Origin of the sequence: Olivibacter sp. 47, assembly GCF_030372825.1 — a bacterium.
In the GTDB taxonomy this organism is placed as follows: Bacteria; Bacteroidota; Bacteroidia; order Sphingobacteriales; family Sphingobacteriaceae; genus Olivibacter; species Olivibacter oleidegradans.
The window spans coordinates 3,870,285-3,882,757 of record NZ_JAUCNR010000001.1 but is presented as its reverse complement, the minus strand read 5'-3'; the positions used below and the strand labels follow the sequence as shown (position 1 = coordinate 3,882,757).

Genomic DNA, 12,473 nt, shown 5'->3' with positions numbered 1-12,473 from the left:
CGTGCAAGTGATGTAGCCTTAGTAGGTGGTAAAAACGCGTCGTTAGGAGAAGTGATTAATTAATTACAAAATCTCGGCGTGCAAGTTCCTGCGGGTTTTGCGATTGTTGCTAACGCCTATCGGTATTTTCTGAAATTCAATCAGCTGGAGGAAAAGCTGAAAATGGTATTGAAAAGTCTTGATTCGAAAGAGCTTACGAACCTGGAAAAGATAGGGAAGGAGTGTCGGAATTTGATAAAACATGCGGTATTACCAGATGATTGGAAACAAATGGTACTGGCTTCATATCGGGAACTCGCTAAGGGGACTAAAGATCCTGTAACAGTTGTTGTGAGAAGCAGTGCAACTTCAGAAGATCTTCCGGAAGCCAGTTTTGCAGGTCAACACGATTCTTTTTTGAATGTGAAGGGAGAGCAGGAACTTTTAATAGCCTGTCATCGTTGCTATATCTCTTTGTTTAATGATCGTGCTATTAAATATCGCTTGGATCATGGTTTCGACCATATGCAGGTTTTGTTAAGTATTGGTGTCCAAATAATGGTAAGAAGCGATCGTGGAGCCGCGGGGGTTGCTTTTACCGTAGATCCAGAAACGGGGCACGAAAATATCATTTACCTAACCGGATCCTGGGGTTTAGGTGAAAATGTAGTACAAGGAGCTGTAAGCCCAGATGAGTTTTATCTTTTTAAACCGGCTGTCATCCGCCAACAATATAGTCTCATTCAAACCAAGTTGGGCAGGAAAGAGAATACCTTGATATTGCGAGAAGAAGTATCAATGAGCAAATCAACGGTAAATGTCAAAACACCAATAGATTTAAGAGAGCGATTTGTTTTAGATGAAGACGAAGCCATGAAACTTGCCTATTGGTGTTATCTGATTGAGCAGCACTATGGCATGCCTATGGATATTGAATGGGCTAAAGAGGGCGAAACCAATGAGCTGTTTATCGTACAGGCACGCCCCGAAACCGTTCACGGGCGTAAGAAAGAAGTGACGCTTACTACCTATAAGTTACAGGACAGAGCGGTTCCTCTTTGTTCGGGAAGGGCAGTAGGGAAGGCGATTGTCAGCGGCCGTGTTTGTTTGGTACATTCGTTGGCGGATGCAGACAAAGTTAAGCAAGGCGATATCATCGTGTCAGATATAACTAACCCGGACTGGAATGTGCTCTTAAAAAAAGCGATTAGCATTGTTACGAATAAAGGAGGTCGAACCAGTCATGCTTCCATTGTGGCAAGGGAATTAGGTATTACAGCCGTAGTGGGAACGCACAATGCAACTGAAATACTAAAGGATGGACAATTGATAACGGTAGACTGTGCGCAAGGTGATAGCGGATATATTTACGACGGTCGTCTCCGTTGGGAAGTTAAGGAAACCAGCTTGGAACACTTAACTAAAACTCGAACGGCTCCCATGTTGATACTGGCCGATCCAGACAGAGCGCTTGACCTTAGCCGATATCCCAACGAAGGGGTTGGTCTCTTACGGATGGAATTTATCATCAATAACAGCATCCAAATCCATCCAATGGCACTAATAAAATATGATGAACTTGCAGATAAGAACGTGAAACATAAAATCGATTCGCTAACAAAGCACTTTCCCGACAAGCGAAAATATTTTATTAATAAACTTTCAGGGGCCATTGCCATGGTTGCAGCTGCTTTTTATCCGAAAGATGTTATTGTAAGAATGAGTGATTTTAAAAGTAACGAGTATGCTAAATTGATCGGTGGAGAAGAATTTGAGCCAAAGGAAGAGAACCCGATGCTTGGCTTTCGTGGAGCTTCCCGCTATTATCATCCAAAATATAAGGAGGCGTTTGGCCTTGAATGTCAAGCCGTAAAACGCGTACGAGTAGAAATGGGGCTCGATAACGTAAAAGTGATGATCCCATTTTGCCGGACGGTAGATGAAGGTAAAAAAGTGCTAGAGATAATGAGAGGTTATGGACTTGTGCAGGGCGAAAAGCAACTCGAAATTTATGTGATGGCTGAGATTCCTTCTAATATCATTTTGGCCGAAGGATTCGCTTCCGTATTCGATGGCTTTTCGATCGGTTCTAATGATTTAACGCAGCTAACTTTGGGTGTTGATCGCGATTCCGCAGATGTAAGTAATCTATTTAACGAAAAGGACATGGCAGTGCTAAGCCTGCTAGAGCAATTGATTAAAACTGCGCGAGCCCATAACCATAAGGTGGGGCTTTGCGGTCAGGCACCGAGTGACTATCCTGAATTTTCAGATTTTTTAGTCCGAAAGGGCATCAACAGTATCTCTTTCACAGCAGACGCCTTGTTGCAAGGAATCGAATACATAGCGAAAGCGGAAGCAAAATGGTATGGGCAAAATGAGGATGATTCCTATCATGACCAGACCTGTTTTCGATCATAGTAAGATTTCTTTCCTATAAATAACTTTATACTAAACAATAGAAAACATGATACGCACACCTCAACTTTGGACAAAATTTTATGAGAACCTGGCCTTTCTCTTTTATAGCCTTACCTACTGTGACCGCGATATAACGGATAAGGAGGTAGAGGCCGTTAAAGGCCTGGTACAGGAAGCGTGGCTCGATTTTGAACCCTCTTTGGACGAGTACGGTTATGATGCCGCTTATCAGATTCAGGCGGTGTTTGATTGGCTATTCGATAGCAGGCCAACAGCTTCATCCGCCTTCAAACGGTTTAGTAGTTTTGTAGACGATCACCCATCGTTCATTGATCAAAAGTTAGCTGAAGCAATTTTCAGTTCTGCCAATAAAATAGTCTCGGCCTACGGTCATCGGAATAAAATTGAACTGGGTTACCTATACTTGCTTCAAGATGTATTGAAAGAATCATATAAGAGCAATAAAAAACCTTCTAATGGAAAAGTCTCTTAAGAAATACGCTAATCCTTAAGATCATGTCAATCCGTACAACATTAACAAATAAACGATATTACGCCTGGCTATTACTGGCAGCCGGCTTAGTACTTATCGGGCTTGGCGTATGGGTCTTTTTGAGTCCGATAATCTCCTATAGATATATTTCTATCGTTTTTATCATCCTGGCTTTAACAGCCGGCGTTTTTGAGATATCTTTTTCACTGTTCAGTCGTAAGATGATTCCCGACTGGCCTTCGTTCGTATTGGGCGGTGTTCTGGACATTGCAATTGCCGGTTATGTGTTCTTTAATCCCTGGCTATTGATGGTTCTTTTACCACCTTTTATGGGCGGTATGTTATTGGTTAAACTGATTATAATCATTCAGAATACAGTTAGCATATGGAGAAGGAAACCCGTTAACTGGTGGCTCGTGATGGTAGCAATTATATCAATTGGTTTCGTGTTGCAACTACTGTTGAGGAACAATTCGATAGAAATGACGGATTTGATGGCATTAACAGGTGTTGGCTTTATATTGGCGGGTGTTTTTCGTATTTATCTTTTTGCAAAAGCCCGAAACATAATTGCCGAACGTTAAAAATTGGCTTTATGAGAACTTTTCTTGTAGCGATCGACTTTTCCGAGTCGGCGCTGAATGCAGCTAAATACGCTACCGCTTTTGCTTCACGGGTAGAAGCTTCCAGGATAATTCTTTATCATAGTTTGGATGCATTGCATGGCTATTTCGATATCGCGCAACTACCTGAAGCCATTAATGAATCCACTGTAGATGAGGCTGCACATAAATTAGCGGAAATCAAATTATGTTTACTGGCTATTGATCCATCTATTGAGATTGTTTGCGAAATTGATCACTGGAACTTAATCGAAGGGATCAATCGGATCCAGGCCCGGGAAGCCATTGATCTGATCGTGGTGGGACGGACCGGTAAATCAAGGTTAAGCAGACTTTTATTAGGTAGTAATACCGCCAGACTTTGTGCTACATGCGATACTCCCCTTTTAGTAATCCCTGCTTCGATTTCGTTTAAACCCATAAAGCGAATGGCATTAGCTTGCGATTTTAAGGAAGTTACCGCAACCATACCGGTTAATATAATTAAAGGACTCACAAACAAATTGGGAGCCGAATTGCTCGTTGTGAATGTTGATTATCGAGAAGAAGAGTATTATGATCCGCATATGATAACACAGCAGTATGCTCTACACGCGTTACTGGATAATCTCAAGGCAACGTATTTCTATGTGGATAATAAATCTGAAAGACAAGGAATTCTAAAATTCGCAAGAGAACAGGAGGTACAACTGATCTTGTTGATTAAAAAACAACATGCTCTGGGTGAAAGCTTCCTACATAGAAGTGTATCAAAAGAAATGGCTCTGTATACTACCATTCCTGTTCTTTTAATAAAACCGACTGAAACAAAACAATAATTTTTAACAAAGCCACTTGTATAGCAGGTCGCTATTAATCTGTTTACTATGAAAAGTGATGTAGAAATTCAACAAGATGTAATCGATGAGTTAAAATGGGAACCCATACTCGATGCGTCAGAAATTGGTGTAACTGTGAAAGGTGGGGTTGTTACCTTGTCAGGCACGGTAAGTACCTATTCAAAAAAAATGGCTGCGGAACGGGCAGCCCGCAGAGTTCAGGGGGTAACAGCCTTAGCTGAGGATATTGAGGTCGTGTTTTTTGCCGGAACAATGCATACGGATACAGAAATAGCTCAAGCGGCGGTGGAGGCCATTAAATCACAAGCCAGCCTTGCTGATCAGCACATTCAAATTAAAGTAGAGGAAGGAGTGGTCAAACTAGAAGGACAGGTAGAATGGGAGTATCAACGCAATGAAGCAAAAAAGGCGATGGAGAACTTAAAGGGTGTCCGATCGGTTATCAATTTAATCAACATCAAACCAAGAGCTACAGCTAAGGATGTTGAACAACAAATTGCGGCGGCTTTTCAGCGACATGCAAATATTGATGCACGTAATATTCAAATCGAAATCGATAAAGATCGGGCGATCTTGCGAGGCACCGTACGTTCATTGGCTGAAATGGGAGATGCAGTAGATGCTGCATGGGCCGCACCCGGTATCTCCAAAGTGGAGAATGAGCTGACGGTTAAATTAGCCGATTATCCACGCTATGATGATTAATGACATTTGATTGAAAGCCTATGAGGCATATACTGTGATTCATTTCACTGCTGTTTGTTTATATAGTTATTAACTATAGTTGCAGGATTAGTCGACTATAAAATTTTAAAACGGTGATTATTACAATAACAATGAATCCGGCAATTGATCGGGGTGTTTCTGTCGAGAAGATGACACCGGAAAAAAAGATGCGTTGCGTTCAGGAGAGCCTTGAAGTAGGAGGCGGAGGAATTAACGTTAGTAAAGCCATCAAAGAACTGGGAGGTTTAAGTTATGCTATTTTTCCTTCCGGCGGAGAGAACGGTCGATATTTCGAAGAGATTTTAGCCGATAAAGATATACCACATACAGCCATTAAAGTGGCCAGCAATACACGCGAGAACCTAACGGTCGTTGAAACTGCCTCTAATTTCGAGTACCGATTCGTGATGCCCGGACATGAACTCAGCTCCACCGAATTCGACCGTTGTTTTTCAGCAATTGTTATGCTAAGCCCACTGGCAGACATTATGGTAGTAAGTGGAAGCTCACCTAAGGGCGTGCCGGACGACTTCTATTTACGTCTTGCAGAAGTTGCCAGAAAGAGCAATGCCTTATTGGTGATTGATGCATCAGGCAAATCCTTAAAGCTTGCGTTAGAAGCCGGAACTTATTTGCTCAAGCCAAATTTGTCCGAACTTGCCAGTTTGGTAAATAAGGAAAGTGTTGACGAAGAAGAGGTTAAAGCCATCGGTCAGGATATTATTGGTAAAGGACAGTGTAAGATGTTGGTGGTTTCTCTGGGTAAACGTGGTGCTATCTTATTGGCGGATGGTGTATACGAAGAAATCGAAGCACCACCCGTGCAGCGAGTGAGTACAGTGGGAGCCGGAGATAGTATGGTGGCCGGAATGGTATGGATGCTTCAGCAAAAGAAGAGTTTTTCGGAGGTAGCCAGATTTGGCGTGGCTTGTGGTACGGCGGCAACGTTAAATAGCGGTACACAGCTCTTTCATAAGAGGGATGTTTATAAGCTATATAAATTAGTTAAAACAAAGGAGCTGAAATTATGAAAATCTTGGTTACAACGGATTTATCATCTAATTCTAAAGGAGGAATACGCTTTGCTTTGCAACTTGCCGAGCACTATCAATATGAATTAACATTTTTTTATACCTATCACAACGAGAGACCTACTTGGAATGACCTATCTTATAAAGGATTTCAAAACACTGAACTGCAAAATGAACGTATAAAATTGATAAGGTTTATTCGCAAAGTTGCCGGAAGCATAGATCTTCAGCAGCTACAGCTTTATTATCACGTTCAAGAATCGCTGTTCGTTGCGCAGCACATTCTCCAGTATGCGCAGCTCCATCAATTTACATTTATTTGTATAGGTCGAAGCGCGGCCGGATGGCATCGAAAACTGTTTGGAAGTGTGGCTAATATATTAATAAAACAATCACATGTTCCTATCATCATTGTACCTCCTGATTATAGAAGAAGAAAACTCCGAAACGTATTATATGCTTCCGACTTAACGAATTTCGAAAGCGAGTTAAACATGGTGTTGGTTTGTATGGAAACCCTTAAGCTAAAAGTAGACATCCTTCACTTTTCGCTTCCCTCAGATCAGCTCAATAACAAAGTAGCCTCTGCAACAGAAATTATTTCTAAGCTGCCCCCCAATACTGTCCAATTTTTTCAAGAGAAGTACAATTTTGAGGAGCCTCTCGTAAAGCATTTAGCTGTACAGTTAGCCAAATTTAACCCCTCTATACTTGTTATGTTTACAGATCAGCAGCGCACCTTCTTTGAGAAATTGTTTCTCGGTAGTGACACTGTTTCATTTTCTTCGTTGGCCAAATGGCCAATGCTGGTTTTTCCGAAACCGCTTACCTGATCAATCTCATTATGTCAAATAACCTAAATCATTAAGAATTATTTATTTAAGGAACTTAGTTATTATTTCTAAATTCAATATTATGTCAAACTTAGTTAAAGCTACTGACTTCCCATCATTTAGGTCAATGATGGAAGATTTCTGGAACACCGATGGCTTCTTTAGCAAACCGATCTTTAGCAAAACTTCTCTACCGCCGGTTAATATCCGCGATACGAAGGACTATTATGAATTAACATTAGCTGCGCCCGGGTATAAAAAAGATGATTTCAAGATTGCCATTGAAGACGGTATGATCAGCATTAGTGCCGAACATAAGTCAGAAAAGAAAGAAGAGAAGGAAAATTACACGCGGCATGAATTTCATCAGGAAGAATTTACGCGCGTATTTAGTTTGCCTGAAAATGTGACAGAAGATGCTATTAAAGCAAAGTATCAGGACGGTATTTTACAAATTGAACTAAAAAAAACAGCGAAATCCCCGTCTAATAAAAAAACGGTGCAAGTTTCTTAAGCGGAATCAATTTTGGGGGCAATTATATGCCCCTAAAATGTAAATTTGCGATATGGACGTTCTGGATCAAATTGAAGAATTTAGGTCTTCGCCGCAATTAAGAGAGATGTTGTATGCAAATAGCATACAGAAGACCTATAATGCAGGACATGTTATTTTAAGCGAACATGCGTACATCCGTTCAATCCCTATTGTTACAAAGGGTACATTAAAGGTTATCCGTACAGAAGAAGACGGACGAGAGATTTTACTATATTACATCAAGGCCGGCGAAAGTTGCATCATGTCATTTTTAGGAGGACTTCACAACGAAACGAGTAAGGTTAGGGCCGAAGTGGAGGAAGACGCCGAAATTCGCTTCCTGCCCATGGAAAAGGTCTCATTGTTCATTAGAGAATACCCACAGTGGCTCGATTACATTTTTCGCCTCTATCACAAACGTTTTGAAGAATTACTGGATATGGTGAACGCAATTGCGTTTAAGAAAGTTGACGAACGATTGCTAACGCTATTACGGAAAAAAAAAGAACTTTCGGGAAACAATATGCTGAGCATTACGCACGAGCAATTGGCGAACGAACTTGGTACCGCACGTGTGGTTGTTTCCAGACTTTTAAAACAGCTCGAAGACGATGGTACGGTAAAGCTCGGTAGAAATAAAATCGTTCTTGTGTAACAAAAGTAGCTGTACAGATCTTTGAATTGACGGACCTTTGATCCATCTAATAAAACAGAAATGGACCTCATCGGTTATTTTGCGTCAATTTTAATAGGTATCTCGCTGGGATTGATCGGAAGCGGCGGTAGTATCCTTACCGTACCGGTATTAGTTTATCTGTTTCATATTGACGTTATAACCGCTACGACCTATTCGTTGTTTATCGTTGGCTTAAGCAGTGCCGCAGGTACATTTCCCTATTTTAGGGGAAATATGGTGGATATTAAAACTGCATTAATTTTCGGTATACCTTCCGTCTTGGCAGTTTTCTTTAGCAGACGGGTCATTGTACCGGCGATACCGGAATCTGTATTTGAAATTGGCAATTTAGCCGTCACGAGAAGCACCCTTCTCCTTTCCATCTTTGCCGTGTTAATGGTAATAGCCTCCTATAACATGATCGCAAAATCGGAAGAAGCTGACCAACCAAAAGTAAACAGGCAAAAGCCATTCAGTAATTTACGTATCCTATCCTTGGGTGCGCTCGTAGGACTTGTTACAGGATTGGTTGGAGCAGGAGGTGGTTTCCTTATAGTTCCGGCACTTATAGGTTTCCTTAAAACGCCTATAAAGACAGCTATAGGGACATCGCTGTTAATCGTTGCTATCAACTCCTTAACAGGATTTCTATTCTCAGTAACATTTATTGCCATCAATTGGTGCTTCCTCCTATCGGTCACCTTGATGGCTTTTCTAGGCATTTTTGTTGGTAGTAAGTTGGCAAAAAAAATTGAAGGAAGAAGACTACGGTTTGCCTTTGGCTGGTTTGTTTTGATTATGGGTATTTATATCCTTTTAAGAGAATTGTTGTTCAAGTAGCGCACTGACTTGCGTCGTGTAACCAAAGTAACTGTACGGTAAAAAATTAGTTTACAACTTTAATAGATCATTAAACATTACATATCATGTTTTTTCAACACATTTATGATAAGAGTTTATCACAGAGCAGCTATCTGATAGGCTGCCAAACAATTGGGAAGGCTATTGTGCTTGACGCCAAGAGGGACATCGATACCTATTTAGCGCTTGCTGAGGAAAATAACCTGACGATAACCCACATTGCGGAAACCCATATTCACGCAGATTTTCTTTGCGGATCACGCGAATTGGCTGCGGTGACAGGGGCAGAACTTTACCTGTCTGATGAGGGAGGAGCCGCTTGGCAGTACGAGTTTCCGCACACCGGTCTAAAAGATGGTGATAAAATTAGTATCGGTAAACTTACGTTAGACGTGATACACACACCCGGGCACACACCCGAAAGCATCAGCTTTCTACTTACAGATCATGCCGCAAGTGACCAACCTGTAATGATCTTCACAGGCGATTTCATATTTGTCGGCGATGTTGGTAGACCTGATCTTTTAGAAAAGGCGGCCGGATTTTCCGGTACAACGGAGCGGGGTGTTCAACAGTTATACCAATCGCTTCGGAAATTTGCAGATCTTCCCGATTATGTTCAGGTCTGGTCAGGACATGGGGCCGGTTCCGCTTGCGGTAAGTTGCTCGGGTCGGTACCGAGTTCCACCGTCGGTTATGAAAAAATCAGGAACTGGGCATTTCAATTATATGGAAATGAGGAAAAGTTTGCGGACTATTTATTGGCCGGTCAACCTGAGGCACCACGATACTTTGCCATGATGAAGCGTCTCAATAAGGAAAGGCGACCGTTGTTGGCAGCTATTCCTCCGCATCCGAAATTAACAAAAGAACAGTTCAAAGCCGCTTATGATCAAGGAATCCAAATTATTGATACTAGGGATAAACGCCTCTTTGCTAAGGGATTTCTTTTGCAAAGCATTAATATACAGGCGAATAATTCATTTTCAACGTGGATGGGTTGGCTGCTGAGCTATGAAGAACAATTCATGCTGATAGCGGATGACGAGCAAATGAGCGATTTGACGCGAAAATTAATGCGTATCGGCCTCGATAACATACTAGGTTATATATCAGATATATGTGATGTGGGTGTTGAGCTGCAAAAAGCAGATGTGCTCTCGCTGCCCGAATTCAAAAGTTACCTAAACAGGAATGATGTGCAGTTAGTAGATGTGCGGAATGCTTCAGAATACCGTGAGGCACATATAGAAGGTTCCCATAATATTTTCGTTGGCACCTTGACAAGCAATCTGAACAAAATCGATAAAGATAAACATTTAGTCGTTTATTGCCAGTCTGGCGATCGTGCTACCATAGCTCACTCAATTTTAATAAAAAACGGATTCAATAATGTAAAGTACTATACAGGAGGGATGAAGGAATGGTTGGAAAACAAAGAGCCTGTTATAACAAAATCAGTTTTGTAGCTGGGAGTGTACAAGAGCGCAAATTAACTATAATTTATAAAACATGTTAGAACTTATTAAACAACCTTGGCCCTGGTACATTGCCGGGCCACTCATTGGCTTAACGGTTCCGATACTGTTAATTATCGGAAATAAATCCTTTGGTATCAGCTCTTCACTGCGGCACATTTGCGCGGCATGCGTACCTGCCAATATCCCTTTCTTCAAATATAACTGGAGAAGAGAGTCGTGGAACTTGTTTTTTGTCGTTGGTATTCTTATGGGCGGCTTCATCGCTAAAAACCAGCTTTCCGATGCCGATCCGATTAAGTTAGATCCTCGGTTGGTATCAGAACTCACAGATTATGGCATTACGGATTACAGCAGCTTAATACCTCATGATCTTATGAGTTGGTCAAGTCTCTTCACCCTGCGAGGTTTCATTATCCTCATATTTGGCGGATTCCTCGTAGGTTTTGGTAGCCGCTATGCAGGAGGATGTACCAGCGGACACGCTATTATGGGGCTATCTAATCTACAATGGCCATCATTGGTAGCAACCATCAGTTTTATGGCAGGCGGTTTTATTATGGCTAATTTTATACTCCCCCTTATCCTAACACTTTAATAAATATAAACATGCATTTAAAGATAATTGAAAGAAATAATAACGAAGAGCAAAATAGGAGGGACGTCACTGAAAACGACTCAAGGCGTCGTTGGTATCCAAATTTTAAATATCTGTTAGTGGGCATTTTTTTTGGGATTATATTCGTGAAATCCGAAGCGATCAGTTGGTTTCGTATACAGGAAATGTTCCGTTTGCAATCCTTTCACATGTACGGCATTATTGCAAGTGCCGTAGTTGTTGGTATAATATCTATAGGCATAATTAAAAGGTTTAATATCAAAACAATGGGTGGCGAGCCGATCGAATTTCAAGCAAAAAAATTCAATCGTGGGCAGTTGTATGGCGGGTTGCTCTTTGGATTTGGTTGGGCAATCACCGGAGCCTGCCCAGGTCCATTGTTTGCGCAAATAGGAACCGGAGCTCTTGTGATTGGAATAAGCCTTTTGAGTGCTATATTCGGAACGTGGGTTTACGGCTTATTAAGGGATAGACTGCCACATTAAGGTAAAGGCTTAAATAATAAGCTACTACAGTTTATCCCTATAAGATTACCTTTCGGAACGTCAGATTGATCCTCGGCCCCATGATCGCGTTCGATTTTGCTATCCTATGTTCCCAGTGAAGTTGCAGATCGCCTTTCATGAGCAGAAGGGAGCCGTGTTGCAGCTTGATGGAGTAGCGATTTGCATGGTCGTCCTTCCTGCGGAAATCAAAGTTCCGTTCGGCTCCCAGGCTCAGGGAGGCTATTTCGGTTTTGCGGCCGGGCACCGTATCCTTGTCGGCATGCCAGGCCACCGAATCATTTCCATCACGGTAGAGGTTCAGCAGCACGCCCTGAAAGGCCATGCCGGTAAATGCCTCCATGCGCTGCCTTACCACCTGCAGTTCCGGCAGCCAGGGTATCGGTTCGCGCCGGTCATCTGCCCGCAGCGGGCGGTCTCCGTACCATGCCGTCAATCTGGGCGTTACCACCTCCTTATCGTACATCTTAACCTTGGTCTGCTGCCAGGGTACATTGTGCAATAAAAAAGTAAGCAGTGTGTCCGCTTCCGGCCGTTCCATAAAGCCGGGCGTATAATCCATCAGTTCCCGTGGCAGTACCAGTTGCCGGTTATCATCAAACAGTTTCCCCTGCATCTCCAATCAATTAAAATTTACCTGAAATTACGTCCTTTCGGAAACAGCTCCAGTTGAGCATCAACCCGTACCTGCGTCCTTTTGTTTTTGGCGGGGAAGACATGGCCGTCTTTTTCATCGGCGGGCGAGAGCGTTCGCAGCTCAGCCTGTTTTCTTTCCTTCGGGCCGAGCAGCGTGAGCAGCCCGGAGAGATTGTAAAGCCTTTTGGCCACCACGTGGGTAACCTGTCCCTCGCGCTGC

The 12,473-nt window shown here is 42.3% G+C and carries 14 protein-coding genes and 1 pseudogene; 13 read left to right on the top strand and 2 right to left on the bottom strand.

Annotated elements, in window-relative coordinates:
* Window positions 1–75 precede the first annotated feature (75 nt).
* From ppsA to QT327_RS17025, 13 genes and pseudogenes are all read left to right on the top strand, one after another.
* Window positions 76–2,400 (top strand): annotated as a pseudogene (ppsA, locus tag QT327_RS17085) (phosphoenolpyruvate synthase); the annotation flags it as partial.
* A 46-nt stretch (window positions 2,401–2,446) separates the two neighbouring features.
* A complete protein-coding gene (locus tag QT327_RS17080; RefSeq protein WP_130855466.1) occupies window positions 2,447–2,893 on the top strand; it encodes a tellurite resistance TerB family protein in 447 nt (148 codons plus the stop codon).
* A 23-nt stretch (window positions 2,894–2,916) separates the two neighbouring features.
* The gene (locus tag QT327_RS17075; protein WP_130855467.1) at window positions 2,917–3,477 is read left to right on the top strand and encodes an HdeD family acid-resistance protein; all 561 of its coding nucleotides are present in this window, start codon (window positions 2,917–2,919) and stop codon (window positions 3,475–3,477) included.
* 11 nt (window positions 3,478–3,488) lie between these two features.
* Window positions 3,489–4,334, top strand: a complete 846-nt coding sequence (locus QT327_RS17070) for a universal stress protein (RefSeq protein ID WP_130855468.1) — start codon at window positions 3,489–3,491, stop codon at window positions 4,332–4,334.
* Window positions 4,335–4,382: 48 nt separating this feature from the next.
* Window positions 4,383–5,060 carry a BON domain-containing protein gene (locus tag QT327_RS17065; RefSeq protein ID WP_130855469.1) on the top strand — a complete coding sequence of 226 codons (678 nt, stop codon included), beginning with the start codon at window positions 4,383–4,385 and terminating at the stop codon, window positions 5,058–5,060.
* A gap of 113 nt (window positions 5,061–5,173) precedes the next feature.
* A complete protein-coding gene (locus QT327_RS17060) occupies window positions 5,174–6,112 on the top strand; it encodes a 1-phosphofructokinase family hexose kinase (RefSeq protein WP_130855470.1) in 939 nt (312 codons plus the stop codon).
* Window positions 6,109–6,945: a universal stress protein gene (locus QT327_RS17055; protein WP_130855471.1), complete on the top strand. Its 837-nt coding sequence runs from the start codon at window positions 6,109–6,111 to the stop codon at window positions 6,943–6,945. The genes QT327_RS17060 and QT327_RS17055 overlap by 4 nt, the downstream gene beginning before the upstream one ends.
* An 82-nt stretch (window positions 6,946–7,027) precedes the next feature.
* Window positions 7,028–7,459, top strand: coding sequence for an Hsp20/alpha crystallin family protein (locus tag QT327_RS17050; RefSeq protein WP_130855472.1), 432 nt, complete (start codon window positions 7,028–7,030; stop codon window positions 7,457–7,459).
* A gap of 52 nt (window positions 7,460–7,511) precedes the next feature.
* A complete protein-coding gene (locus tag QT327_RS17045; protein ID WP_289553537.1) occupies window positions 7,512–8,135 on the top strand; it encodes a Crp/Fnr family transcriptional regulator in 624 nt (207 codons plus the stop codon).
* Between the two features lie 60 nt (window positions 8,136–8,195).
* The gene (locus QT327_RS17040) at window positions 8,196–8,996 is read left to right on the top strand and encodes a sulfite exporter TauE/SafE family protein (protein WP_289553535.1); all 801 of its coding nucleotides are present in this window, start codon (window positions 8,196–8,198) and stop codon (window positions 8,994–8,996) included.
* Window positions 8,997–9,082: 86 nt separating this feature from the next.
* Window positions 9,083–10,486 (top strand): MBL fold metallo-hydrolase, encoded by a 1,404-nt coding sequence (locus QT327_RS17035; RefSeq protein WP_289553534.1) that lies wholly within the window; start codon window positions 9,083–9,085, stop codon window positions 10,484–10,486.
* A 43-nt stretch (window positions 10,487–10,529) separates the two neighbouring features.
* Entirely contained in the window at window positions 10,530–11,093 is a 564-nt protein-coding gene (locus tag QT327_RS17030) for a YeeE/YedE family protein (protein WP_149105783.1), read from the top strand.
* An 11-nt stretch (window positions 11,094–11,104) separates the two neighbouring features.
* A complete protein-coding gene (locus tag QT327_RS17025) occupies window positions 11,105–11,599 on the top strand; it encodes a DUF6691 family protein (protein WP_130855477.1) in 495 nt (164 codons plus the stop codon).
* Between the two features lie 37 nt (window positions 11,600–11,636).
* On the opposite strand, the gene QT327_RS17020 is transcribed toward QT327_RS17025, so the two are convergent.
* Entirely contained in the window at window positions 11,637–12,233 is a 597-nt protein-coding gene (locus tag QT327_RS17020) for an alpha-ketoglutarate-dependent dioxygenase AlkB family protein (RefSeq protein WP_289553532.1), read from the bottom strand.
* A 17-nt stretch (window positions 12,234–12,250) separates the two neighbouring features.
* The coding region (locus tag QT327_RS17015; protein WP_289551572.1) for a hypothetical protein at window positions 12,251–12,473 on the bottom strand (223 nt) is incomplete at its 5' end.

Coding starts and splice junctions, on each gene's coding strand:
- QT327_RS17080 (WP_130855466.1), top strand. CDS start 2,447: ATGATACGCACACCTCAACTTTGGACAAAATTTTATGAGAACCTGGCC.
- QT327_RS17075 (WP_130855467.1), top strand. CDS start 2,917: ATGTCAATCCGTACAACATTAACAAATAAACGATATTACGCCTGGCTA.
- QT327_RS17070 (WP_130855468.1), top strand. CDS start 3,489: ATGAGAACTTTTCTTGTAGCGATCGACTTTTCCGAGTCGGCGCTGAAT.
- QT327_RS17065 (WP_130855469.1), top strand. CDS start 4,383: ATGAAAAGTGATGTAGAAATTCAACAAGATGTAATCGATGAGTTAAAA.
- QT327_RS17055 (WP_130855471.1), top strand. CDS start 6,109: ATGAAAATCTTGGTTACAACGGATTTATCATCTAATTCTAAAGGAGGA.
- QT327_RS17050 (WP_130855472.1), top strand. CDS start 7,028: ATGTCAAACTTAGTTAAAGCTACTGACTTCCCATCATTTAGGTCAATG.
- QT327_RS17045 (WP_289553537.1), top strand. CDS start 7,512: ATGGACGTTCTGGATCAAATTGAAGAATTTAGGTCTTCGCCGCAATTA.
- QT327_RS17040 (WP_289553535.1), top strand. CDS start 8,196: ATGGACCTCATCGGTTATTTTGCGTCAATTTTAATAGGTATCTCGCTG.
- QT327_RS17035 (WP_289553534.1), top strand. CDS start 9,083: ATGTTTTTTCAACACATTTATGATAAGAGTTTATCACAGAGCAGCTAT.
- QT327_RS17030 (WP_149105783.1), top strand. CDS start 10,530: ATGTTAGAACTTATTAAACAACCTTGGCCCTGGTACATTGCCGGGCCA.
- QT327_RS17025 (WP_130855477.1), top strand. CDS start 11,105: ATGCATTTAAAGATAATTGAAAGAAATAATAACGAAGAGCAAAATAGG.
- QT327_RS17020 (WP_289553532.1), bottom strand. CDS start 12,233: ATGCAGGGGAAACTGTTTGATGATAACCGGCAACTGGTACTGCCACGG.